General features: G+C 51.1%; 23 protein-coding genes. 18 read left to right on the top strand and 5 right to left on the bottom strand.

The window, feature by feature from the left end:
* The first annotated feature begins 85 nt into the window (after positions 1 to 85).
* The 9 genes from NYE33_RS31645 to NYE33_RS31605 all read left to right on the top strand — a co-directional run bounded on the left by NYE33_RS31645 (position 86) and on the right by NYE33_RS31605 (position 6,292).
* Complete coding sequence (locus tag NYE33_RS31645) at positions 86 to 610, top strand: YqeG family HAD IIIA-type phosphatase (RefSeq protein WP_042140875.1); 525 nt, start codon at positions 86 to 88, stop codon at positions 608 to 610.
* Complete coding sequence (yqeH, locus tag NYE33_RS31640; RefSeq protein ID WP_076242540.1) at positions 610 to 1,740, top strand: ribosome biogenesis GTPase YqeH; 1,131 nt, start codon at positions 610 to 612, stop codon at positions 1,738 to 1,740. Before NYE33_RS31645 ends, yqeH begins: the two co-directional genes overlap by 1 nt.
* A gap of 40 nt (positions 1,741 to 1,780) precedes the next feature.
* Positions 1,781 to 2,677, top strand: coding sequence for a shikimate dehydrogenase (aroE, locus tag NYE33_RS31635; protein WP_341069276.1), 897 nt, complete (start codon positions 1,781 to 1,783; stop codon positions 2,675 to 2,677).
* 37 nt (positions 2,678 to 2,714) lie between these two features.
* Positions 2,715 to 3,008, top strand: coding sequence for a ribosome assembly RNA-binding protein YhbY (gene yhbY / locus NYE33_RS31630; protein ID WP_036697934.1), 294 nt, complete (start codon positions 2,715 to 2,717; stop codon positions 3,006 to 3,008).
* 80 nt (positions 3,009 to 3,088) lie between these two features.
* Positions 3,089 to 3,691, top strand: coding sequence for a nicotinate-nucleotide adenylyltransferase (locus NYE33_RS31625; protein WP_042134817.1), 603 nt, complete (start codon positions 3,089 to 3,091; stop codon positions 3,689 to 3,691).
* A complete protein-coding gene (gene yqeK, locus NYE33_RS31620; RefSeq protein ID WP_340947412.1) occupies positions 3,663 to 4,241 on the top strand; it encodes a bis(5'-nucleosyl)-tetraphosphatase (symmetrical) YqeK in 579 nt (192 codons plus the stop codon). Before NYE33_RS31625 ends, yqeK begins: the two co-directional genes overlap by 29 nt.
* A complete protein-coding gene (gene rsfS, locus NYE33_RS31615) occupies positions 4,238 to 4,585 on the top strand; it encodes a ribosome silencing factor (RefSeq protein ID WP_039308297.1) in 348 nt (115 codons plus the stop codon). The genes yqeK and rsfS overlap by 4 nt, the downstream gene beginning before the upstream one ends.
* Positions 4,582 to 5,499, top strand: a complete 918-nt coding sequence (locus NYE33_RS31610) for a CvfB family protein (protein WP_341069275.1) — start codon at positions 4,582 to 4,584, stop codon at positions 5,497 to 5,499. The genes rsfS and NYE33_RS31610 overlap by 4 nt, the downstream gene beginning before the upstream one ends.
* A gap of 22 nt (positions 5,500 to 5,521) precedes the next feature.
* Complete coding sequence (locus tag NYE33_RS31605; protein ID WP_042134823.1) at positions 5,522 to 6,292, top strand: class I SAM-dependent DNA methyltransferase; 771 nt, start codon at positions 5,522 to 5,524, stop codon at positions 6,290 to 6,292.
* Positions 6,293 to 6,412: 120 nt separating this feature from the next.
* Here NYE33_RS31605 and NYE33_RS31600 read toward each other — a convergent pair whose 3' ends face one another.
* Both NYE33_RS31600 and NYE33_RS31595 read right to left on the bottom strand, forming a co-directional pair.
* Entirely contained in the window at positions 6,413 to 6,571 is a 159-nt protein-coding gene (locus tag NYE33_RS31600; RefSeq protein WP_019912516.1) for a hypothetical protein, read from the bottom strand.
* A 150-nt stretch (positions 6,572 to 6,721) separates the two neighbouring features.
* Positions 6,722 to 7,681, bottom strand: a complete 960-nt coding sequence (locus NYE33_RS31595; protein WP_042134824.1) for an ArsR/SmtB family transcription factor — start codon at positions 7,679 to 7,681, stop codon at positions 6,722 to 6,724.
* Between the two features lie 366 nt (positions 7,682 to 8,047).
* Between NYE33_RS31595 and arfA the strand changes: the two genes are divergently transcribed.
* The 5 genes from arfA (at position 8,048) to NYE33_RS31570 (ending at position 13,917) form a co-directional block, all read left to right on the top strand.
* A complete protein-coding gene (gene arfA, locus NYE33_RS31590; protein WP_341069272.1) occupies positions 8,048 to 9,571 on the top strand; it encodes an arabinosylfuranosidase ArfA in 1,524 nt (507 codons plus the stop codon).
* A gap of 64 nt (positions 9,572 to 9,635) precedes the next feature.
* Positions 9,636 to 10,967 carry an ABC transporter substrate-binding protein gene (locus tag NYE33_RS31585; protein ID WP_042134829.1) on the top strand — a complete coding sequence of 444 codons (1,332 nt, stop codon included), beginning with the start codon at positions 9,636 to 9,638 and terminating at the stop codon, positions 10,965 to 10,967.
* Positions 10,968 to 11,160: 193 nt separating this feature from the next.
* Positions 11,161 to 12,054 carry a carbohydrate ABC transporter permease gene (locus tag NYE33_RS31580; RefSeq protein WP_039310521.1) on the top strand — a complete coding sequence of 298 codons (894 nt, stop codon included), beginning with the start codon at positions 11,161 to 11,163 and terminating at the stop codon, positions 12,052 to 12,054.
* 1 nt (position 12,055) lies between these two features.
* The gene (locus tag NYE33_RS31575) at positions 12,056 to 12,889 is read left to right on the top strand and encodes a carbohydrate ABC transporter permease (RefSeq protein ID WP_042134832.1); all 834 of its coding nucleotides are present in this window, start codon (positions 12,056 to 12,058) and stop codon (positions 12,887 to 12,889) included.
* A 65-nt stretch (positions 12,890 to 12,954) separates the two neighbouring features.
* The gene (locus NYE33_RS31570; protein ID WP_042134833.1) at positions 12,955 to 13,917 is read left to right on the top strand and encodes a glycoside hydrolase family 43 protein; all 963 of its coding nucleotides are present in this window, start codon (positions 12,955 to 12,957) and stop codon (positions 13,915 to 13,917) included.
* Between the two features lie 737 nt (positions 13,918 to 14,654).
* Here NYE33_RS31570 and NYE33_RS31565 read toward each other — a convergent pair.
* From NYE33_RS31565 to NYE33_RS31555, 3 genes are all read right to left on the bottom strand, one after another.
* Positions 14,655 to 15,980, bottom strand: coding sequence for a DUF4179 domain-containing protein (locus NYE33_RS31565; protein ID WP_341069270.1), 1,326 nt, complete (start codon positions 15,978 to 15,980; stop codon positions 14,655 to 14,657).
* Entirely contained in the window at positions 15,919 to 16,515 is a 597-nt protein-coding gene (locus NYE33_RS31560) for a sigma-70 family RNA polymerase sigma factor (RefSeq protein WP_341069268.1), read from the bottom strand. Before NYE33_RS31560 ends, NYE33_RS31565 begins: the two co-directional genes overlap by 62 nt.
* Positions 16,516 to 16,656: 141 nt before the next feature.
* Positions 16,657 to 17,511 carry an AraC family transcriptional regulator gene (locus NYE33_RS31555; RefSeq protein WP_076242544.1) on the bottom strand — a complete coding sequence of 285 codons (855 nt, stop codon included), beginning with the start codon at positions 17,509 to 17,511 and terminating at the stop codon, positions 16,657 to 16,659.
* Between the two features lie 453 nt (positions 17,512 to 17,964).
* On the opposite strand from NYE33_RS31555, the gene NYE33_RS31550 reads away from it, so the two are divergent.
* From NYE33_RS31550 to NYE33_RS31535, 4 genes are all read left to right on the top strand, one after another.
* A complete protein-coding gene (locus NYE33_RS31550; RefSeq protein WP_076242545.1) occupies positions 17,965 to 19,599 on the top strand; it encodes an extracellular solute-binding protein in 1,635 nt (544 codons plus the stop codon).
* Between the two features lie 112 nt (positions 19,600 to 19,711).
* Positions 19,712 to 20,668, top strand: coding sequence for an ABC transporter permease (locus NYE33_RS31545; protein WP_042134843.1), 957 nt, complete (start codon positions 19,712 to 19,714; stop codon positions 20,666 to 20,668).
* A 27-nt stretch (positions 20,669 to 20,695) separates the two neighbouring features.
* Complete coding sequence (locus NYE33_RS31540; RefSeq protein WP_042134844.1) at positions 20,696 to 21,601, top strand: carbohydrate ABC transporter permease; 906 nt, start codon at positions 20,696 to 20,698, stop codon at positions 21,599 to 21,601.
* A gap of 15 nt (positions 21,602 to 21,616) precedes the next feature.
* Positions 21,617 to 23,494 carry a beta-L-arabinofuranosidase domain-containing protein gene (locus NYE33_RS31535; RefSeq protein WP_341069265.1) on the top strand — a complete coding sequence of 626 codons (1,878 nt, stop codon included), beginning with the start codon at positions 21,617 to 21,619 and terminating at the stop codon, positions 23,492 to 23,494.
* Positions 23,495 to 23,555: the final 61 nt, after the last annotated feature.

The following is a 23,555-nucleotide window of genomic DNA, read 5'->3' as shown; positions in this document are numbered from 1 at the left end:
TCATAAAGTACCGCTAACAGGTGGATTTTGACAGTTGGATATAGCGCTGGATACAAGTTTTCCGTATGAAAATGAGGTGAAAGTATTGTTTGAAAGGTTAGTTCCCAAACTCCGGGTAAATACGGTATTTGATATTGATCTGGAAGAGCTGTTCCGTCAAGGATACCGCGGGATTATTACGGATCTGGATAATACGCTGGTCGGCGCCAAGGCGCCTCTGGCTACGCCTGAGCTGCTGCTCTGGTTCACGAAGGTGAAGGAGCTTGGCTTCAAGCTGATCATTGTTTCAAATAACAATATGGACCGGGTGTCGCGCTTTGCAACGCCGCTAAATATTGAATTTGTACATCAGGCCCGTAAGCCGAGCAATGCCCCGTTTCTGAAGGCGATGAAGCTGATGGATCTGAAGCCGGAGCAGACGGTGGTGGTCGGCGACCAGATGCTTACAGATGTATACGGCGGCAACCGGCTCGGCCTGTATACGGTGCTCGTGCTGCCGATCTCCGTCAAAGATGAAGGCGTGGGCACAAGAATCAACCGCAGGGTGGAGCAGATTGCTCTGACACGTCTGCGCAAGCAAGGATTGTGGCAAGAGGAGGATAAATCTTAATGAATGTAGTGAACGACGACAAGAAACGGCCTGAGAAATGCAGCGGCTGCGGTATCAAGCTTCAGACTGTAAACAAGGAGCTTCCCGGGTATATTCCGGAGACTGCTTTTGAACGGGAACCCGTAATTTGCCAGCGCTGTTTCCGGATTAAGAATTACAACGAAGCTTCTTCCGTATCGGTGAACCAGGACGAATTCCTGAAGCTGCTCAGCGGAGTGGGCGAGAAGAACGCACTGGTAATCCACATTGTGGATATTTTTGATTTCGAAGGCAGTCTGATCTCCGGGCTGCAGCGGTTTGTCGGCAATAACCAGGTTATTCTGGCGGTCAACAAAAGCGACTTGCTCCCTAAGGTGACCAATTGGAACAGAATGCGCAACTGGATGCAGCAGCGCTGCAAGGAAGAGGGACTGCGCACGGCGGAGATTGTGCTTGTCAGCGCGAAGCGTAACCAGGGCTTCGACCGCCTGCTGGAGGCAGTAACCGAGCTGCGCGGACAGCGTGATGTCTATGTCGTCGGAGCGACCAATGTAGGCAAATCTACGCTGATCAACCGGCTGATCTCCGATTACAGCGACCTGGAAGAGGAGCTGACTACCTCTCGTTATCCGGGCACAACGCTGGATATGGTCAAGATTCCGCTGGATGACGGCCATTACATTATTGATACTCCGGGGATTGTCTATCCTTGGCGGTACAGTGAACTGGTTGAACGTAAGGATCTGGGCGCTGTAATGCCGGAGAATCCGCTCAAGCCTGCAGTGTATCAGCTGAATGAGGGCCAATCGCTGTTCTTCGGCGGACTGGGACGTTTCGACTTCGTTCAGGGCGAACGCCAATCCTTCACCTGCTATATCAGCAGTACGCTGAAGATTCACCGCACGAAGCTGGAGCGCGCCGATTCGCTGTATCAGGACCACCGCGGCGAGCTTTTGTCGCCTCCGGGAACGGCGGATATGGATAAGCTGCCGCAATGGCAGCGTCATGAATTCCGCATCGCCAGGAATAGTGAGACGGACCTGTTCATCTCCGGCCTGGGCTGGATCAAGGTGAACGGTACGGCAGGTGCGGTTGTGGCCATACATGTGCCGCGCGGCATTAAGGTGCTTACCCGTCCTTCGCTGATCTAACTTAAGCGGATGCTGACAGAACCTGCAGGAGGGCGATACTATGGCTGAGACAGGCCTGAATGGTAAGGATGGAAACCCGGAGCTTCTGCTGGGCGTAATGGGCGACCCGATTGCCCAGTCCAAATCTCCGCTGATGCACGGTGCGGCGCTGAAGGCGCTTGGACTCTCCGGCGCTTATGTGCCGCTGCATATCACTCCGGACAAGCTGGGGGATGCCGTGCAGGCGGTCAAGACCCTCGGCTTCCGCGGGGTGAATGTAACCATTCCGCACAAGGTTGCGGTGATGGACTATCTGGATAAGCTGGATGCCAGCGCGGTGGATATCGGTGCGGTCAACACGATTGTTAACGACAACGGTGTGCTGACCGGCTTCAATACGGATGGAATCGGATATGTCCGTTCGCTCAAGGCGGAGGCTGCACCCGAACTCGCAGGCACCCGTATTCTGGTGATTGGAGCCGGCGGGGCAGCCAGAGGCATTGTCTCGGCACTGCTGCAGGAGCGTCCGGCGTCTATCCTCATCGCCAACCGTAATGAGGAGCGGGCCCATCAGCTGGCAGATGGCTTCCGGAATAGAGGAAACGTAGCCGGAGCCGGCATGGAAGCCGTTCCTTCCGTCATTGGCAGCATGGATATTGTGATCAATACGACCTCAGTAGGCATGTACCCCCACATGGAGGGGATGCCGATAGATCCGGCTTGGCTTCATGAAGGAATGATCGTAAGCGATCTGATATACAATCCGCTGCATACCCGGCTGCTTACGGAGAGCCTGCAGCGGGGCTGCATCATTCACGGAGGGCTGGGAATGTTCGTCTACCAGGGTGCCTATGCGCTGGAGTACTGGACAGGACTCGCTGCACCCGTAGATATCATGCGGCAGACTATTGTGGATTGCCTCGGCGGGAGTGCCGGGGAAATGATTTCGGCGAGGTAAGGTAATAATATATGTTAATTAAGGAGTTTGTTCATTTATGTTAACTGGTAAACAAAAACGCTATCTCCGCTCTTTGGCCCATCATCTGGATGCTGTATTCCAGGTCGGCAAAGGCGGCGTCAATGATCATCTGATCCGTCACATTGAAGAAGCTATTGAGAAACGCGAGCTGATGAAGATCAGTGTGCTGAACAACAATGCCGATGATCCTAAGGAAATTGGTGCCGCGCTTGCCGAGCAGTCCGGTTCGGAGCTTGTTCAGGTAATCGGCAAGACGATCGTTCTGTACAAGGAATCACGTGATAACAAAACGATTGAGCTTCCCCGCTAAGGATTGATGCCGCAGCTCCCGCACCTGTGCGAGAGTTGCAGCCGGATGAAGTTCATCGGATAATAGGGGGAGGTAACCTCTTGAAAGTAGGAATAATGGGAGGAACCTTCGATCCTCTGCATATCGGCCATATGATGGCCGCGGAAACCGCGCGGGAGAGCTACGGTCTGCAGGAGGTCTGGTTTATGCCTTCGCATATTCCGCCTCATAAGCACGAGGCCGGAGCGAGCGGCGAGGACAGGCTGTCCATGGTGCAGGAAGCGGTTAAGGACCATCCTGCTTTTGGCATTCTCGACTGGGAAGTGGTCAGAGGCGGAGTGTCCTATACCCTGGAAACGGTGATCAGCCTGCAGGAGGAGTATCCGCAGCATGAGTTCTTTTTCATTGTCGGAGCGGATATGGTTCAGTATTTGCCCAAATGGCAGGGGATTGAGGAACTGGTGCAGAGGTTGACCTTCATCGGTGTCGGGCGTCCCGGGACTCCGCTTGATCTTGGGCTGCTGCCCGGTTTCATTGCGGAGCGGGTAGTGCTGGCGGATATGCCGCTGGTGGACCTCTCCTCCACAATGCTCAGAGCCCGGGCTGCCGAAGGGAAATCCATCCGCTATATGGTGCCGGACGCTGTGTTTGATTATGTTCAAAGGAGTGGATTATATGGGGTACAGCCGCGAAGCGCTGATTGAAGCGGTTTCTGACCAGATGCCGGACAAACGCTGGAAGCATACACTCGGCGTAATGGAATCCTCTGTGAAGCTGGCGCAGCGTTATGGTGCTGATCCCGAACGGGCCGAGACAGCGGCAATTCTGCATGATGTCGCCAAGTACTGGCCTGTAGAGCGGATGCGGGAGATCATTGAACAGAACGGGTTATCCACCGAGCTTTTGAAATACGACAAGCAGCTATGGCATGCTGAGGTGGGCGCTTTTGCCGCTGAGCATGATTATGGAATTACGGATACTGAGGTACTGGATGCCATCCGCTACCACACCTCGGGACGGGAGAACATGAGCCTGCTGGAAAAAATCGTCTGTCTGGCCGATTATATTGAGCCTGGACGGGATTTCCCCGGTGTGGATGAGATACGCAGGCTGGCTAAGGTCAGCCTGGAGGAAGGGCTGGTAGCGGGACTGGATTCTACCATCAGCCTGCTGCTGGAGAAGCGCCGGATCGTGTTCCCGCTTACGGTGCTGGCGCGCAACGATTTAGTAAGAATACTGGAGGATAAAATATGAGTGTACAATCAAACAAACTTCTGGAGCTGGCGCTAAACGCCGTTCAGGACAAAAAAGCAATGAACGTGGTGGCACTGGACCTGCGCAGCGTGTCACCGATCAGTGATTATTTCATTATCTGCCACGGTAATTCGGATACCCAGGTGCAAGCGATTGCTACTGAGGTTCGCAAGGTAGTTCATGAAGCCGGAGGAATGATCAAAGGCATCGAAGGTATGGACGCAGCCCGCTGGGTACTGATGGATCTTGGGGATGTTATCGTCCATGTCTTCCACCGCGATGAACGCGAATATTACAACATCGAGCGTCTGTGGTCTGATGCCAAGGTTGTGGAAACGGTATGAGTCTGATAGCTGGAACTACGGTTACGCTTGAAGTGATGCGGGAGGTATCCCCTTACGGGTACTTCCTGAGCGCCGGTGACCAGGATATCATGCTTCACTACACCGAGCTGGTCGGCAGCAAGCCGAAGATCGGTGACAAGGTTGAAGTGTTCATCTTCTTCGATACCGAGGACCGTCCTGCAGCTACAATGAAGAAGCCTTACCTGACGCTGGGTGAAATGGCGCTGCTTGAAGTGGCCGATATTCATCCGCGTCTGGGCTGCTTCCTGGAGATTGGGCTTGGACGCCAGCTGCTCCTGCCTATCGGCGAGCTTCCGGAGCTGGTGGAGCTGCGTCCGCAGATTGGTGACAAGGTATTCGCCATTATGGAGCATGACAAGCAGGGGCGTCTTCGGGCCAAGCTGGCCGGAGAGCAGGAGCTGGCGCCGCTGGCATTGCCTGCACCTGAATCATGGCAGGGCCAGACTGTAACTGCGCGGGTATACAAACCTCTGCAGATGGGGACCTTTGTGCTTGTAGATGCTGGTGTACTCGGCTTCGGCATCATTGGTATGGTTCATTCCTCTGAGCGCAGCCGGCTCTTGCGTCTGGGTGAAGTGATTGAAGCACGGGTAGCGCATATCCGTGAGGATGGCCGCGTCAACCTCAGCATGGGCCACCGCAAGGAAGTGGGCCGTGATGTGGATTCAGCGGCACTGCTGGATTTCCTGGCTACCCGTCCGGGCGGCGGCATGCCGTATTCGGATGCAACGCCTCCGGATATTATCAAGCAGCGCTTCGGCATCAGCAAGTCAGCCTTCAAGCGTGCGCTGGGCAAGCTGATGAAGGAAGGGCTGGTTACCCAGAAAGAGAACTGGACCTATCTGGCCGGCAAGGAAGAGGCCGATTCGGAGCCTGAATCTGACAACCAATAGTTTATAGAAAGCGGTGTACGCAGTGTCCTCCTATGGGAAATTTGCTTATGTATACGATGAGCTGATGGCGGATATGCCGTATCCGGATTGGCTGACCTTCGCAGAGACAGCATGGAGTAAATACGGCAAGCCGCGTACAGTAGCCGAACTCGGCTGCGGTACCGGCAGCCTGACCATTCCGCTGGCCGCGGCAGGTTATCATATGACGGGGATTGATCTCTCTTCGGATATGCTGGCTGTGGCTCAGCGCAAGCTGGAGCAGCAGCCGCAGGGACGGCGCTTTTTGCGGGAAGGCAGTGTACGCTGGGTTAGACAGAATATGAAGGAATGGGAGATGCCGGAGCCTGTGGATTCGGTTATTTCCTTCTGCGATTGCCTCAATTACGTACTGGAGGAACAGGATGTCAAGGATGTATTTGCCTGTACCTATGCCGGACTTAAGCCGGGCGGAACCTTCCTGTTCGATGTACATCATCCGAATACGCTGACGCGCTACGAGGAAGAACAGCCCTTCGTGCAGGATGAGCCGAACGTATCGTATATCTGGACCTGTGAGCTCGATGTGCCGCGCCGTGAGATTGAGCATCACCTGTCCATCTTCGCCCGTGAAGAGGGCCGCCAGGATGTGTACCGGCGTTTTGAAGAGACGCATACCCAGCGCGCCTATGATCCGGACTGGATGAAGCAGGAGCTGCTGAAGGCCGGATTCAAGGACGTTAAGATCTATGCGGACTTCGAGTGGATCGAAGCTGACGATTCCGCCCAGCGGCTGTTTTATGTAGCTGTGAAATAAACGTTATGTATACAGTGGTCCTTACCCGTAAGAGGGTGGGGGCCTTTTTGTTGTTTCCTTTATATTGTGATAAAAGGAACCGGCCCGCAGCATCGTGCGGGCCGGCATCTTCCAATGTGCTTACCTGTGTTCGAACAAATCGATGGTGCCGAGTACAATATGCGCCAGACCAAATCCAAGAATGCCTGTTGCAGCCATCTTATATCTGCTGCCTAGAAAAGCTGCGCTGGAAGCAGTTACTACGGTTCCAAGAACGGCGGGTATTAACCCTTCACGCATTCGAAACACTCCCTCACGGTAGTTTGAAAGACATTCGTTAGTGTGGGTTAAGGAGGGAACAATTATGCAGGGAGTTCTTTACCCGGCGGTCCGCATAAATAAAAGACCATCCTCCGCCTGGGAGGATGGTCTTGCTGATTGCAAAGCCGGTCAGTCTATGGCCCCCGCCGTTGTCACAGGGCGGGAGGGATCGTCCACCTCATGCACATTATAGAGCACTCGCGCCAGCAGATCCTGGCTGTAATTGCCGAAATGCTTGCCGTAAATGGTCAAGCCGCGTTTGTTGACCGGCTTGTCGGTGACGGCAATGCGGAAGGTCAGCTCGCTTTTGTAATCCAGCTTGATATCGTCAAGGGTGATGTCCGAGATGCGGCAGCCGTCAATGAAGCTTCCTTCATTGTTGATCCGGATCAGCTTCAGCATGCCGTACTGGTTAAGATGAGGCGGCCACCAGTCGGGATTGAAGGTACCGCGGGCATCTCCGAAGTCGCCGGGGCTGGTCCAGAAACCGATTTCGATTCCATTCACATAGAAGTACAGGTCTGAAGGATAGTTGTCGTTGAATCCGGGAGCCTCAGAGCCAATCTCCATGGAGAATTGAATCTCCCGGAAGGTCTGGTTGGCTTTGAGATAGTTCGGAATCCGGTATTCCAGGAACCCTTCGGCCATCCAGATAATCTCGGAATCAATCCGCTGGGGATCGGCGAAATAACGCGGCTCGTCGAAGTCACCGATAATGCTGTCTTTGGTAGCCAGTCCGCAGGTAGGGACCGCCTGATAATTGCTGTAATGCCCAACCTGGATTTCGACCTCGTATAGATTGTCGACATCCTTGCTGCGCAGATCCACCATCAGCTTATCTTTATTCAGATAGCAGACCTTCTGGATGCCATGCTTGCCTACCGAGGTGTTGATCTCGATCAGGCCGCTCTCCTCCAGCTTCTTGATATGCATCGTAATTGCACCATTGCTTAGTTTAAGCTTCTTGGCAATTTCATTCAGGTTCAGCGCCTGGTTGGTGGCCAGCAGCTCGAGAATCTGAATCCGGATCTCGGAGCTGAGCGCCTTGAAAATATCAATCCCGCTCATCAGATCTTTAATGTAAATCATATTTAGGATACCTTCTTCCAGTGAGGTCGTTTAGAACAAACTATTTTATAAAATTATAAACCATTTGAGTTAAAAAGGAAAGATTTCTTCCTTTATTTGTAGTTTATAATTAAAAACTCAGCTAAATACGATTTAAAGTATACGTTTACTTTATACTTATACAAATGAATTAAGCTGTTATATTGCGAAAAACGAGGTTGTATTTCAGAAAACAAGCCATTTATTGATTTTAGTTTGAATATGTATGAATAGATTTATATTTTTCTGTTTACAGAGACCTTTACATATGTTATTTTATACCTGTAAGCGAATACATTCAAATGTTTTCTAATTATTTCACTATTATATGAAACGGTTGGTGATGATATGACTTCTGGTGCATTAAAGGCAACGCTGATTGTAGATAAATCCTTTGTAATTGCTGAAGTGGATAAGCGGATCTACGGCTCATTCATAGAACATCTGGGGCGGGCGGTCTACGGCGGAATATACGAGCCCGGACATCCCACTTCAGGCGCTTCCGGCTTCAGAGCCGATGTGAAATCACTGGTGAAGGAACTGGATGTGCCAATTATCCGATATCCCGGAGGAAATTTTGTATCCGGTTACAATTGGGAGGATGGTGTAGGTCCGGTAGAACAGCGTCCCAGACGTCTTGAACTGGCCTGGAGGACGGTTGAGCCTAATGAGGTAGGTACCAATGAATTCATGAACTGGGCCAGAGAAGCGGGTTCAGAGGTCATGATGGCAGTCAATCTCGGAACACGCGGAGTAGATGCAGCACGTAACCTGCTGGAATATTGCAATCATCCCGGAGGAACGTACTGGAGTGATCTGCGGCGGAGTCACGGAGTAGAGCAGGCCCATAAGATCAAGACCTGGTGTCTGGGAAATGAAATGGATGGACCCTGGCAGATCGGTCAGAAGACGGCTGTGGAGTACGGACGTCTGGCTTACGAGACAGGTAAGGCGATGCGCCTGGTAGACCCGGACATTGAGCTTGTCTCCTGCGGAAGCTCAAGCTCGGCGATGCCGACCTTCCCTGAATGGGAAGCGGTTACTCTGGATCATACCTACGACGTAGCCGATTATGTTTCACTGCATCAATATTACGGAAACCGTGATAACGATTCGGCGAACTTCCTGGCACGCAGCATGGACCTGGAGCATTTCATCAAGACGGTCACAGCCACCTGTGACTATATCAAGGCGAAGAAACGCAGCAAGAAGACGATGTATCTCAGCTTCGATGAATGGAATGTATGGTACCACTCGAACGAATCGGATACGAAGATTGATCCATGGACCATCGGTCCGCCGCAGCTTGAGGATCATTACAACTTCGAGGATGCGCTGCTGGTCGGCAGCATGCTCATAACCTTCCTGAGACATGCGGACCGGGTGAAGATGGCTTGTCTGGCCCAGCTGGTCAACGTTATCGCACCGATCATGACAGAAGCAGGCGGTGCTGCCTGGAAGCAGACGATTTTCTATCCCTATCTGCATGCTTCCAAATACGGCCGCGGTGTTTCGCTTCAGCCGATTGTGAATTCACCGAAGTACGATGCACAGGATTACACTGATGTTCCTTACCTGGACAGCGCGATTGTACATAATGAGGAGCAGGGGGAGCTGACTATTTTTGCGGTGAACCGTCATTTGGAGGAAGGCCTGCACCTGAAGGCCGATATCCGGGGCTTCGAGGGGTATACCCTGCTTGAGCATATCGTTCTGAAGCATGATGACCTGAAAGCTGTGAATACGCCCGCAGAACAGAAGGTACAGCCGGTGCAGGCTGCCGGTACCGTATGCAAGGATGGTTACGTAGACACACTTCTCTCCAAAGCTTCGTGGAACGTAATCCGGCTGAAGAAAAGCGCAGGCTTGTGAGCCGGACTGTAAGAGCAGTTCTTATATAACTGATATTTTGTACACAAATAAGGGAGGTTTAAGGATGAAGAAGAAGGGGTTTCTCGCATTAATGGTAGTGGCTATGGTAGTATTCCTGGCGGGCTGTGGAGGGTCATCGAAGGAAGAGGGCGGAGAAAGTTCGGTACTTAATGCCGGTGCCGGCGAGAGTGCGACTGAACTCTCCTACTGGACATTCGTTGAATTACACGGCCAGCATTTTGAGAAAATGCTAGAGAAATGGAATGCGGCCAATCCTGATCGTCAGATCAAGCTGAATGTTACAGTAATGCCTTATGACGATATGCACAACAAGTTATCGATTGCCGTGCAGACGGGCGTAGGCGCACCGGATATTGCCGATATTGAATTGGGTAAATTTCCTGACTTCCTGGCCGGAACACCACAGCTGGAACCGCTTAATGATGTAGCTGAGCCTTTCAAGGGTACAGTTGTGCAATCCCAGCTGGATTTGTACAGCAAAGAAGGTAATATCTACGGCCTGTCTACTCACGTAGGGGCAACCGTTGCCTTTTATAACACAGAAATTCTCGAACAGGCAGGAGTCGATTACAAGACGATCGTAACCTGGGATGATTTCAAGAAAGCCGGCATGCAAGTGTACGAAAAAACCGGCAAATACATGGGTACCGCTGACACAAGCGCTATCTGGCAAGAGTCGCTCCTTCTGGCACAGCAAGGCTCTGACCTCACCGATGAAGCCGGCAATCCAAAGGTAAATTCACCGGAGCTGGTGAAAGCCCTTACTATGCTCAAGGATCTGCAGGACAACAATGTAATCTCCACCATCGCCGGAGGGCAGCCGGATACAGAAGAAGCTTATGGTGAATACAACTCCGGTAACTATGCAGCAGCCTTCATGCCGCTATGGCAAATGTCGAGATACACGAACTACATGGCGGACTTGCAGGGCAAGATTGCCATTGCTCCGCTTCCGGTGTTTGAGAAAGGAATGCCAAGATCGTATGGCGGCGGCGGAACCGGTACTGTCGTAACCAAAACAGCCAAAGATGTGCAGCTGGCTAAAGACTTCATTGCTTATGCGAAGCTTTCCCTGGATGCCAATATCGAAATCTGGAACACTCTCGGCTTTGACCCGATCAACATGAGCGTATGGGATATGAAAGACGTGACTCATAATCCTGAGAATCAGTTTGTGAAGTATTTTGTCAACAACCCGTTCGATGTATTAAATGAAATTAAAGACGAAATCCAGCTGATCAAATCCACATCGGCTTCACCGACCATCAATAATGTTCTTTGCACAGTTACCCTAAATGAAATCTTCGAGGACGGCAAGGATGTACAGAAGGCGCTCGATGATGCACAGGCACAAATTGAACAAGAGTTGAAATAACCGGATAGTTAAACTGGGAGAGCTACTCTGCGGGCAGAGTAGCTCTATTTAAAAATATAAGAATTTATATGTTTCACACCTTAATTTATCCTTCTATTTCTCGCTGAAACGATACCGTCCTTATGAGGACAGCAAAGCCGTTTCCACTTGAACTAAAGCACTATCCAAGTTCCACCATGAAAGGAGTAGAGCAATGTTTAAAAACTTTCTGTACTCGCAAAAGGTCGCTCCTTACGTGTTCGTGCTGCCCTTTGTGCTGGTGTTCCTCATTTTTTGGGTATATCCCCTGCTTAGCTCGTTCGGTATGAGTTTTCAAAAGGTAACACTAGGCCAGGAGGCGCAGTGGGTAGGAATCGATAATTATACTAAGCTGATGAGCGACACGATCTTCTTCAAGGCCGTCCGCAACAGCGGCGTATATATGATCCTGACCCTGCTTATTCTCATTCCTTTTCCAATGCTGTTCGCGGTCCTGATCAACAATAAATTTATGTGGGGACGGGAATTCTTCAAATCCTCCTTCTTCTTTCCGGCACTTACCTCAGTGGTTGTAGCCGGTACGATCTTCAGATTAATGTTCGGTGAAATGGAGGGCTCGCTGATCAACAGCCTTCTGGGCGTATTCGGTGTAGAGCCGGTTAAATTTCTGAAGGGGCAGGTCACGGGATTTATCGCCCTGGTCGCCTTGGCCAGCTGGAGATGGATGGGGGTCAATATGCTGTATTTTCTATCCGGCCTCAAGAATATTCCGGATGATTATTATGAAGCGGCATCGATTGACGGAGCGTCAGCTTTTCAGAAATTCACAAGAATCACCATGCCTTTGTTGAAGCCTACCACCATATATGTACTGACGATCAGTATTTACGCCGGTCTGGCTATGTTCATTGAGAGCATGATGTTATGGAACGGCAATAATTCCCCGAAGAATATAGGCCTTACCATTGTCGGGTATCTGTACCGCCAGGGAATTGAAAAGAACAATCTTGGATATGCGGCTGCGGTGGGTATTGTGCTGCTCTTGATTACTATGGTGATCAACCTGACACAACTGGCCTTTAGCGGCATGTTTAAGAAGGAGGATTAAGATGAAAAAAGAAACTGCAATCAAAATCGTCCTCTTTGCCTTCTTTACGGTGGTATGCATCCTGATCCTGATACCGTTCTATGCAGTAACGATTGCCTCCTTTAAGCCTGGTGAAGATTTGATCCGATATGGGCTGAATCTGAAGTTCGACCTTTCGGTAATGAATTTCGATAACTTCGTGTACCTGTTTACAGGCGATCATGCCTACTTTACATGGTTCTTTAATTCGGTGGTGCTTACGCTGGTGCAGGTAACGTTGACCTTGCTGGTAAGTGCCACAGTGGCTTATGGTTTCTCGGCATATGAATTCAGAGGGAAGAACTTCCTTTTTATATGTGTGCTTCTTATCATGATGGTTCCATTTGAGATTCTGCTGCTGCCTCTGTATACCTTGACCAATAATATGGGGCTGATGAACAGCTACTCTGCAATTATTCTGCCGGGGATAGCCGGTGCAGCGACGATCTTCTTCTTCAGACAATATTTAAGCGGAATTCCGAAGGAAATCATTGCTGCCGGCAGAGTGGACGGGGCCAGTGAATACGGGATTTATTTGCGCCTGATTCTGCCTATTATGAAGCCTTCATTCGCCGCAATGGCGATCCTGAACGGTATGAACAGCTGGAACAACTTCCTCTGGCCGTTCATGGTGCTTAGCAGTGAGCACAAATATACCCTGCCTATCGGACTCAAGACACTCCTGACTCCATATGGCAACAATTATGATTTACTTATTGTCGGCTCTTTTTTCTCCATTCTTCCCATTCTGGCCTTATTCCTGGCCTTCCAAAAGTATTTCATCGACGGGATGACCGCAGGAGCGGTGAAAGGGTAAGGCTTGCCTGTAATGTTCTTAGATGAATTCTTAGATAAAAAGATCAGATTAAAGGAGAAACCATGATGAGCACAAATAGAGAGTACAGTAATCCGCTTGTAGAGCAGAGGGCGGACCCTTGGGTGTACAAACATACAGACGGCTATTACTATTTCACGGCTTCCGTACCGGAGTATGACCGGATTGAAGTACGCAGAGCTGCAACAATTGAAGGGCTGAGAGAAGCGGTACCAGTCGTAGCCTGGCGCAAATATGAGAGTGGTCCGCTCAGTGCCAATATCTGGGCTCCCGAAATTCATTACATTGACGGCAAATGGTATATTTATTTCGCTGCCGCCCGGACCACCGAAACGAAGGAAGGGCTGTTCGACCACCGCATGTTCGTGCTGGAGAATGCTTCGGCGAACCCGCTGGAAGGGGAATGGGTAGAGAAAGGCCAGATGAAGACTGCCTGGGAATCCTTCGCCCTGGATGCCACTTCGTTCGAGCACAAGGGAGTGCGGTACTATGTATGGGCGCAAAAAGACCCCGATATCGAGGGGAATTCCAACCTGTATATCTCGGCCATGGCGAACGGCTGGACGTTAACAGGTCCGCAGACCATGATCGCCACGCCGGAGTATCCGTGGGAGATTATTGGCTTCCGGGTGAATGAAGGCGCAGCAGTGCTGAAGCGCAACGGCAAGATCTTCATGAGCTTCTCCGCGAGCGCCACTGACTACAATTACTGCATGGGCCTGCTCACGGCGGATGAGGACAGCGATCTGCTGGACGCGGCCTCCTGGACCAAACATCCTGAGCCGGTCTTCAAGACCAGTGAGGAGAATGGGCAATACGGCCCGGGGCATAACAGCTTCACAGTGGATGAGAACGGTGAGGATGTGCTGATCTACCATGCCCGCAACTATAAAGAGATTACCGGAGACCCGCTGTACGATCCGAACCGCCACACCCGGGCCCAGCGCCTGCATTGGAATGAAGACGGCACGCCGGATTTCGGCGTGCCTGTGAAGGACGGCGGGAAGTAACGGACCGGTTCCCGTCCCGGAGCCGCAATGGCAGATGACGGGCCTGCGGATGCAGAAAGTTTCTGCTATATAGAGTGAACTTAAGTTCAGCTTATGTAGACACAAAAATCCCGCAACCCTGATAGGGGAGCGGGATTTTTTGCGTCTTGCTTTTAGTTGATGGGTTATAACTGTATTTAGTACAACTAAAGTCACCAGTTATTGCGCGGTAAGTATTATAGTTGTATTCTCTGCAACTATATTGACCTTTGTGCCGCATAGGAGCACTTTTCTATACTTTTAGTTGTACAGAATACAATTAAGAGGCCGAATTTGCTTAGGGGCCGTCTTTTAAGTGTACGGAATACAACTATCGGTGAGAGTAGCTACTCTTAAGATATTCTTGATAACCTGACGTTTGTGTGAGTGCTCTGAGTGGTCTATTGAATTCATGCGAGATCATGCACAAAATACAACATTTCCTCAGGATATTGGCCCCTAATCCAAGAATGTTGTATGAAATACAACATTTCTTCTCCGCCAGACGGTTTAGCCGGATAATTCTTGTATTTCGTACAACATTCCTCCCAAACATCCGGATATACAGGGGGCCAAGTTGTAAAACGTACAACATTTATGCCTAGGTGAAGCTCTGTGCCGCGAATTGTGGATTGAACACCGAACACCGAACACCGAACATAGGAAGCTCACTCCACTCCTGCTGCCCGGCGCGGCACTTCGGAGACAATAGTGTATTTCTAATGTTTCTTGCCATCTATAGGAACTGTAATGGTCTTGTTATAAGTCTTAATGTAGTGGTATCCATCCAGCAGCAGGAACTGCGGCGCATCCTCCGTATTGAACGAATAGGTCCGTTCCCACAGGATGTTGCCGTTCTTCAAGTCCCACGGACGGGACTGGGATATAGAAGCAACGGGAACTGTGGTTCCTCCGGCTTGAACAGCTAAAGTCTCTGTGTCGAGGAAGGTGAACTGCTTCCCGGCGATCACGATATCATAGCCGGTACCGGTCCGGGTAACACTGCGGATCCAGAGCTTCTCCTCGCCAAGCAGAATGGAGCGGTCAGAGGGTGCGGCCAGGGAGACAGGCTGTTCTATTTGCTCATATCCGGTGAAATTATCGAGTACCAGTTCAACGCTTTGCAGCTTGTCTGTCGGGAGCACATCGTATTCGATTTCAAAATCCGTGAGTCCCGTTTTGCCGGAACGTGCCGAACGCATGGACCAGTAATTCACTTCAATCCCATTCACATAGAGCTTGGTTACAGCCGAGAATCTCGGAGTCTCCCCATCTTCCAGTTCATAATGCCCCTTCACAAGGGTTGAGGTCGGAGAAGCTGTAATAGAATCATAGTGGACAGTTCCCTGATCAACCGGAACAGCTTGGGATATATCCGCTGTGAGCAGGCTTTTCATGGCTTGGTTCGCTTCAAATTTGAAGGAGACAGGATAGTGTGCCACTGTTCCATTCTCCAGCCACTCGCTGAATGTAACGGTCAATGTTCTGGAGAAGGGGCTGGCCGGCTCAAATTTGTATACTCCCTCGAAACGGGTACCGTCTTTGCTGCTGCCGCCGCTCCCCCCCAGGGGATCTGAATCCGTCAGGAACCCTTCCAGTTTATCTACTCCGTAACGGAGAGAATAGTTGCCGGCAGGGAAGTCGCCAGTATATACACTGCCTGAAGCCGGATCAATGCTGTAATACATCGTCAGGGCGTTGTCGTCCGCAATTACCCCGTTAATGGTAATAACCGTTCCGTCATCTAACGTTTTGCTTTTATGGACGCTTTGACCGTATCCGTGATCCGCCAATTCAGTGAAGGCCATGGTATCCAGTTCGCTTTTACTAAACAGCTTCCCGCCGTAATAAGCAAATGCAGGATATTGATAGATGCCCACCGTCAGAATAAAGGCTGCAGCTGCTGAGGCAACCCAGGTTCTCACTCTACTCCGGGTTCTTGTCTTCACAGGAACACGCTCAAGCGCTGTTCGAAGTCTGCCCTCAAGTTCTGATGGGGTCATGGTCTGCTGATGCTCCGGTAATCTCTCCTCGATCGTTCTCATAACGGTCACCTCCGATCATGGCTTTTAGTTTCTGTATGCCCTGCGAGATTCTTGACTTGATTGTACCCACCGGTGAATCGGTCATCTCGGCAATTGTCTGATAGGGAAGATCATGAACATAGCGGAGTTCAATCGCTTCCCGCTGCCGCGGGTTCAGGTGAGCAAGCAGCGCCGACATGTCCAGCTCAGACTCCGTATAGCGGTAGGGGTTATCTGCAGTCCATGCGGCAAGTGAAGGCTCCAGGTCGTCTTCACCGTCCAGAGGAAGATAACGCTCCTGCTTGCGGAGGACGGTCTTGCAGCGGTTCACGAGTATCGTTTTGCTCCAGCTGTAGAAGGCCTCCCTTTTGTTCAACTGCTCCAGCTTCTCGTAAAGTGTAACAATCATATCTTCCATGACATCCATGGCATCGTGCTCATTGCCCATATAGCTGTAGGCAAGCCGGTAATAAGCGTCCTGTTCAGCTAAAATTAATTGTAATAAGGCTTCTTTGTTACCCCGCTGGGCTTGTCTCACAAGACGGCTTACATTCATGTTCTCACCTCTTTCATAGATAAGAGTCCGCAGAGGTTCTAAAAGTTCATCATGCACAAAAAAATCTCCACAGCCTGTTCTCGGGGGAATGAGTAGCCCCTGGGAAGCCGCGGAGGAATTGGTATGATGAGCTTTCTTAATTCATTCGTAGAACAGCAGACGTTTGGCATAAGCGTTGCGGAAGTCGGTGGGGGTGAGGCCAACGATCTTTTTGAACGATTTCATGAAATTATGGCAATCCTTATAGCCGAGCTGCAGCGAGACTTCACTGACATTCTGGTTGGTGTCGGCCAGCAGGAATTTCGCCAGCTCCATCTTCTGCTGCAGAATATATTGCTTCAGGGAGATCCCGGAGATCACGGTGAACAGATGGGAGAGATATTTCTCATTGTAGCCGAAGTAGGCGGCGATTTGCGATACCTTGATGTGTTCACTGCGGCTCCACTTGATGTAGTCCACAATATCGTTATAGAGCTGCTCCTGCTTCGTCTTTTTGAGCGGGTCAGCATCGGCATTGCAGGTCTGGTTGTACAGCTCGCATAGAATCACAGTAGCCATGTAGTTGTTGAGTGTAGTCTGATTGTAGCCCCGCACCGAATCCTGCAGCTGCTTCATCATTACGATGATTTTCTCCAGGCTCCGGAGGGTTCCGTACTGGGGCAATAGAATCCGGTTATCTTCCTTGTCATAGGTGCGCGGGGAGAGATCGGTAACCTGAATCCCGCTGGTGGAATGAAAGTGCAGCCAGTAGAAACTGCATTCAGAGGACTTGTACCCGTATTGCTTGGTGAGCGGGGGGAGGAGCAGATACTCTCCTTTGGAGACCACGAATTGCTGGTTGTCACCGGCCAGGTAGAGCACCCCTTCGGTCATAACGATAAGCTCATAATCCTGCAAAATCCTGCTCAGATGGACCCATTCTGCAGAGGGGGCGACAAACTTTCCGGTAATCTCCAGATTCACTGGCTTATCCACAATCAGCTCGAAGGCAGTCATTTGCATGTCCCCTTTTTTCTGACTTTAGTACACTTCTTCTAACCTTTATTATTCCTTAATCCCGGCATGAAGTAAAGCGCTTCCCAAATAAAAAGTTTAGGTAATGACTAACCTTTTTACACATATTCGAACATTAAACTATTTATCCGAATTTGAAATAAGGGTAAGCTGTAGATAAGACAAACAGACAAACTTAACCCATATTCAAACAAAGGAGATGAGGCAAAAAGCTTGTGAAATATGGCATTTGCGCTACAAATGGCGAGGGCATATTTTTTTAGAGTCTTATGTAAGCGTATACATTTTTTTGCGGGCAAAAAGCCGGAAACAAATTGGATCAGAAATGTGTGAGGAAAAATCCGGAAAAACAGAAGCGGTTTCGGTTAATTTTAACAAATGTTGAAATATATCTTGCTTGACCATAGAGGCGGACAGAAAAAGGGAGGATACAAAATGAAGAAGTTACTAACGGGTATGCTCGCGCTTATGCTCGGTGCGGCGGCGTTATCGGGATGCTCCGGCGGCAACAATACAAATACAAATACAAATACAGATGCTGCCGGTGGCGGAGATACGGGCAAGAAGGTGAAGCTTACAGCAATTATGACCAAACATCCGCTGACCCAGGAATTCTCCAAAATGCAATGGCTGCAGGAGGCCGAGGAACGCGCCGGCGTTGAAATTGAGTGGCAGGAGGTAACGGCGGACTGGGATCAGAAGAAGGGCACACTGCTTGCCAGCGGCGATATTCCTGACCTGATTGTAGGCGTGAATTCCATTACGGATGCCGACTTCTCGCAGTTCCCGGGCCTCTTCGAGGATATGACCGGACTGATCAAGGATTACGGCCCTAACGTGCAGGCGATGTTCGATGCCAAACCGGAGACCAAGGTGATTGCCACACAGCTGGACGGCAAAATCTACGGCCTGCCCAAATACCAGAGATTCTGGCCGGAAACCACAACACGCCAGTTCATTAACCAGAAGTGGCTCGACAATCTCGGCCTGCAGATGCCTACGAACTGGGATGAGCTGTTCGATGTGCTAAAAGCATTCAAGGATGAGGATGCCAACGGAAACGGCGATAAGAATGACGAAATTCCGATGGATTTTGCCCCTACAGGAACTGTGGCGTTCGGAGCCTTTATGCCGACCGTGCTGATGGGCAGCGAAGGGATCACGCTGACGGATAACAGCGGACTGGGTTATTTCGTCGAAGACGGCAAGGTGAAGAACTTCTTCACGGATGAGCGCTACAAAACACTGGTCGCGTTCCTGAACAAATGCTTCAGCGCCGGACTGATCAATCCTGAAGTGTTCACCCAGGACTATACCAAATACCAGTCCGTTGCCCGCGGCAACGGTGAGACAGCAGCCGTCGGCTTCACCTGGGGCTGGGAGGTCACGGACAGAGTCGGTAATACGCTGGCTCCGCAGTATGCCTCGATGTCCCCGCTCAAAGTATCGGCTGATTCAACCAGCAAGATTTCCTGGAGCTATGATTACAACTCCCTGAACTATGGGGTGAATGCAGTACAGATGTCCGCCCAATCCAAACACAAGGAAGCGGCCATGAAGTTCATCAATGAATTGTATGATCCTACTGTAAGTATGCAGGTGCTATTCGGCTCCCTCGGAACGAATATCGGTGACAACGGAGACGGCAGCTACAGTATTCTGCCTCCTGCGGATGCCGCGATGGACCCTGGTACCTGGAAATGGACCTCCTCCTGGGCGGATAACGGAGCTATGTATATTGCCGATTCCCTTAAGCTGACGCTGGGTACGGATATGCAGTCTGTCGGCAGCCAGACCGAGCCGCTCAAAGCAGCGCTGGACGGGATCAATAAGGATACGGATGTGCTGCCGAGCATGTTCATCAAGTACAGCGCGGCGGATAACAACACGATGAGCTTGAATAACACCGGTATGATGTCACTCGCCCTGTCGAAATGGTCGCAATGGATTACCAAGGGCGGCATTGATGCCGAGTGGGATGACTATGTGAAGAATATCGGGAAGACCGGTGTGGACAAGAATATTGAGATCATCCAGAAATATTATGACGATTACAAAAAGAATCAGTAAGCGCAGATAAGCACCGTAAGTGCTATAAGAGAATCCGGGACCGGAAGAAGCGTCAGCGGACAATCTGGCTGAGACTGCTTGTTCCGGCTCCTTGATGGAAGGGGTGGTTCTGATGATATCGAAGAATCTGTATGAGCATCCGGCTCAGCCAAGGGCGCATAAGAAGCCCACCGTACTGAATACCTTCAAGCGGGATCATCAGCTGTGGATTATGATTTTTCCGGCCATTGTCGTGATTTTTATCTTCAACTATATCCCGATGTACGGCATTCAGCTGGCGTTCCGCGATTATGATTTCAGCAAAGGGCTCACCGGGGGCGCGTGGAGAGGACTGTTCTATTTCCGGCAGTTTTTTGACAGCTATATGTTTGCCGATCTGATGAAAAACACGGTAGCGATCAGTCTCGCCACTGTAATTCTAAGCTTCCCCGCGCCCATCATTCTGGCGCTGCTGATCAACCAGGTGCGCTGGAAGCGCGCCAAAAAAACACTTCAGACGACCGTGTATCTGCCGCATTTTATCTCCATCGTCGTTATGGTGGGTCTGCTGAACGTACTGCTCTCCCCGAATTCGGGGGTAATCGGACATATCCTCAGCTCGGTCGGATTGGGTGATGTCAATCTGCTAGGCTCGACGGGGACGTTCGTTCCGGTCTATGTGCTCTCGGAGATCTGGCAGCATTGCGGGTGGAACAGCATCATCTATCTGGCCGCACTGTCTACTGTGGACCCGCAGCTCTATGACTCCTCCAAAATCGACGGGGCCAGCCGCTGGCAGACGATCAAGCATGTCGATATCCCGGCGCTGATTCCGACCATTATCATTCTGTTCGTGCTTAGTATGGGGAATGTGCTCAGTACAGGCTTCGAGAAGGTATTCCTGATGCAGAATGCCCTGAACCTTCCGGTGTCCGAGGTCATCGCAACCTATGTCTACAAAATCGGGATTATCAGCAACCAGTTCAGCTATTCCGCCGCCATCGGGTTGTTTAATACCGTGATCAACTTTGTGTTCCTGTACGCGATGAATATGATTGCCCGCAAGTCCTCGGATATCAGCCTGTGGTAGCAGAGCTTACGGAAGGAGTGGAGCAGCATGCAGCTAATCACTAACAGTAAAGGTAAAAATAAAACCGACATCCTCTTCGATGCTGTCGTATATCTGGTCTGCCTGCTCATCTTTTTGAGCATTGTGTACCCGCTGTATTTCGTCATTATCGCCTCTGTCAGTGACTCCACGCTGGTGTCGACAGGTCAGGTGACGATTTTCCCCAAGAATATAAGCTTCTTCGGCTATAGTGAAATCTTCAAGGATTCGCGGATCTGGACAGGGTATAGCAATACGCTGCTCTATACGGTGCTCGGGACGGCCGTGAACCTGCTATTCACCCTGCCTGCGGCGTATGTGCTGTCCAGACAGGAGTTCCGGGCCCGGCGGTTTCTGATGCTGACGTTCGTAATCACACTGTTCTTCAACGGCGGACTGATTCCAACCTACCTGCTGATGAAGGATATGCACATGACGAATACGATGTGGGTGTTCATTATCCCGTTCTGCGTGAATGTCTATAATCTGATTATTGCCCGCTCGTTCTTCGAGAATTCGATCCCGCGGGAGCTGTTTGAGGCGGCTTCGATGGACGGGTGTACGCATTTCAAATTCTTCCTGAAGGTCGCCCTGCCGCTCTCCAAAGCGGTGGTGTCCGTTATCGGACTGTATTATCTGGTCGCCCACTGGAATGACTTCTTCACCGGACTGATCTATATCCGCAGCAATAACCTGCAGCCGCTGCAGATAGTGCTGAGAGATATTCTGCTATCCAACCAGGTATTCTCGCAAGGGGCGGGAGCGGGCGGTTCTGCCGGAGGTTATGCCCAGCAGTATGCGGATCAGGTGAAGTATGGAGTCATCATCGTATCTACCCTGCCGATTCTGATTGTGTACCCGTTCATCCAGAAGTACTTCGATAAAGGGGTCATGATCGGCTCGGTCAAAGGTTAAAGAGGAGGATGAGTGATGAACACAGATACGAATAATAATGCGGCAGTAAACTCAGGCATGCTGTACCAGCCGGGTACGGTAAAAATAACCCCTGCCATGCAGGCCTTCGGCTACAGCCATGTCGCGCTTAAGCCCGGCCACTGGAAACAGCAGCAGGATGAGACCATCGAGATGTATCTGGGCATTCCGGATGAGGATCTGCTGCATATTTTCCGGGTCAAGGCGGGTGTGCCCTCGGAGGCTGACGGTTTAGCCGGCTGGTACGGGGCGGGGGCAAGCACCTTCGGCCAGAAGCTGGGGGCGTATGCGAAGCTGTACCGGGTGACCGGGGATTTCAGGCTGCAGGAAAAAGCAGAGCTGCTCGCAGATGAGTGGATCGCCTGCGCCGAGCAGTCCGCTGAATTATTCGACAATGATACTTATGTCTATGAGAAGCTGCTCGGCGGCTTCCTCGATCTGTATGAATATCTGGGCTATGAGCGGATTCTCCCTTATGTGCTGAAGCTGACGGAGGCGGCAATGGCCCGCTTCAAGCAGGATATTGCCAGGGACGGGCTGCAGGACCACGGGCTGTGGTCCAGTCATATGATCGAATGGTACACGCTGCCGGAGAATCTGTACCGTGCGTATCAGCTGACCGGAGAAGAGAAGTACAAGGACTTCGCCAAGGTATGGGACTACGATTATTTGTGGGATAAGCTGAACAACAGTGATTTCGCGATCGGCCCGCGTCATGCCTACAGCCAGGTGAATAGTCTATCCAGCGCGGCGCGCGCCTATGAAGTGACCGGGGATGAACGTTATCTGTCAGCGATGAAGGTTGCTTACGATGAGCTTACGGCCCATCATATCTTTGCCACCGGCGGCTATGGGCCTGCGGAATGCCTGTTCACGGAGAAGGAGGGCTACCTGGGGGATTCACTGAAATCCACCTGGGACTCTACGTTGTCGAGCCTGACCTATACCAATTTCGCCGGGACGGAAGTCACCCGCAATGACACCTGGGGCAGCTGCGAGGTCTCCTGCTGTGCCTGGGCGGTGTTCAAATTCAGCAGCTACCTGCTGCAGTATACCGGGGAAGCCAAGTACGGCGAATGGGTGGAGAAGCTGTTGTATAACGGAACGGGCGCGCAGCTCCCGGTGAAGCCGGACGGAAGAGTGATGTATTATGCCAACTACTTTCTGGATGGTGCAGTGAAGACGGTAGAGGACCGGAGACTGCAAGAGGGCGGGCATAATTTCGAGTGGCAGTGCTGCACTGGCACCTTCCCGCAGGATGTCGCGGAGTATAGCAATATGCTCTATTATCACAGCGAGGATAGCTTGTATGTAACGCAGTATCTGCCTTCCCGGGTGAAGTGGGCCAAAGACGGCATGGATATTACGGTGGAAAACTATTCGCAGTATCCGGAAGTAGAGGGTCCGGTCAAGCTGCGGATCAGTCTGGAGGGAAGTGCAGAGTTCGGGCTGAAGCTGCGCGTTCCGGCCTGGGCCACAGGACTGAACTGCTTGAAGATCAACGGGGAAGAGGTGGAGACGGCGGTTGTGCCCGGTGAGTGGGCTTCAGTCCACAGGGAATGGAGCGATGGTGACATCGTGGAGATCGATTTCCCGTTCCCGCTCTATTTCAGAGCCGTAGATGCTGCGAATCCCGGCATTGCCGCCTTGAGCTACGGCCCGCTGGTGCTGGTAGCCGATAAGATGACCCGGTTCATCGGCGACACCGCCGACCCGTCCGGCTGGATACACCCGGCTGAAGGGCAGCCGTATACCTTTGAGACGGACAAAGGCCATGTGGCAGGATACAGCCACCTGACCCGCAGCTTCCAGCCTTATTACAAGATCGGCGAAATGCAGTGGTATTATATGTATAACGAAATCCAGCCGCGTTAGCGGCTGGATTCTTTGTTGTGGTTATGAATCGTAATACGAGCGTTGCTAGATAAGCTGAACA

This window comes from Paenibacillus sp. FSL R10-2199 (genome assembly GCF_038000235.1).
In the GTDB taxonomy this organism is placed as follows: domain Bacteria; phylum Bacillota; class Bacilli; order Paenibacillales; family Paenibacillaceae; genus Paenibacillus_AQ; species Paenibacillus_AQ phytohabitans.
The sequence above is the reverse complement of the archived record's forward strand: the minus strand, read 5'-3'. Positions and strand labels throughout refer to the sequence as shown.

Excerpts from the sequence above, each read along its gene's own strand:
- NYE33_RS31610 (WP_341069275.1), top strand. The coding sequence starts at position 4,582 with ATGAGTCTGATAGCTGGAACTACGGTTACGCTTGAAGTGATGCGGGAG.
- NYE33_RS31570 (WP_042134833.1), top strand. The coding sequence starts at position 12,955 with ATGAGCACAAATAGAGAGTACAGTAATCCGCTTGTAGAGCAGAGGGCG.
- yqeK (WP_340947412.1), top strand. The coding sequence starts at position 3,663 with ATGGGGTACAGCCGCGAAGCGCTGATTGAAGCGGTTTCTGACCAGATG.
- NYE33_RS31580 (WP_039310521.1), top strand. The coding sequence starts at position 11,161 with ATGTTTAAAAACTTTCTGTACTCGCAAAAGGTCGCTCCTTACGTGTTC.
- NYE33_RS31540 (WP_042134844.1), top strand. The coding sequence starts at position 20,696 with ATGCAGCTAATCACTAACAGTAAAGGTAAAAATAAAACCGACATCCTC.
- NYE33_RS31600 (WP_019912516.1), bottom strand. The coding sequence starts at position 6,571 with ATGCGTGAAGGGTTAATACCCGCCGTTCTTGGAACCGTAGTAACTGCT.
- rsfS (WP_039308297.1), top strand. The coding sequence starts at position 4,238 with ATGAGTGTACAATCAAACAAACTTCTGGAGCTGGCGCTAAACGCCGTT.
- NYE33_RS31565 (WP_341069270.1), bottom strand. The coding sequence starts at position 15,980 with ATGAGAACGATCGAGGAGAGATTACCGGAGCATCAGCAGACCATGACC.
- NYE33_RS31585 (WP_042134829.1), top strand. The coding sequence starts at position 9,636 with ATGAAGAAGAAGGGGTTTCTCGCATTAATGGTAGTGGCTATGGTAGTA.
- NYE33_RS31595 (WP_042134824.1), bottom strand. The coding sequence starts at position 7,681 with ATGATTTACATTAAAGATCTGATGAGCGGGATTGATATTTTCAAGGCG.
- NYE33_RS31535 (WP_341069265.1), top strand. The coding sequence starts at position 21,617 with ATGAACACAGATACGAATAATAATGCGGCAGTAAACTCAGGCATGCTG.
- aroE (WP_341069276.1), top strand. The coding sequence starts at position 1,781 with ATGGCTGAGACAGGCCTGAATGGTAAGGATGGAAACCCGGAGCTTCTG.
- NYE33_RS31575 (WP_042134832.1), top strand. The coding sequence starts at position 12,056 with ATGAAAAAAGAAACTGCAATCAAAATCGTCCTCTTTGCCTTCTTTACG.
- NYE33_RS31545 (WP_042134843.1), top strand. The coding sequence starts at position 19,712 with ATGATATCGAAGAATCTGTATGAGCATCCGGCTCAGCCAAGGGCGCAT.
- NYE33_RS31555 (WP_076242544.1), bottom strand. The coding sequence starts at position 17,511 with ATGACTGCCTTCGAGCTGATTGTGGATAAGCCAGTGAATCTGGAGATT.
- NYE33_RS31560 (WP_341069268.1), bottom strand. The coding sequence starts at position 16,515 with ATGAATGTAAGCCGTCTTGTGAGACAAGCCCAGCGGGGTAACAAAGAA.
- arfA (WP_341069272.1), top strand. The coding sequence starts at position 8,048 with ATGACTTCTGGTGCATTAAAGGCAACGCTGATTGTAGATAAATCCTTT.
- yqeH (WP_076242540.1), top strand. The coding sequence starts at position 610 with ATGAATGTAGTGAACGACGACAAGAAACGGCCTGAGAAATGCAGCGGC.
- NYE33_RS31550 (WP_076242545.1), top strand. The coding sequence starts at position 17,965 with ATGAAGAAGTTACTAACGGGTATGCTCGCGCTTATGCTCGGTGCGGCG.
- yhbY (WP_036697934.1), top strand. The coding sequence starts at position 2,715 with ATGTTAACTGGTAAACAAAAACGCTATCTCCGCTCTTTGGCCCATCAT.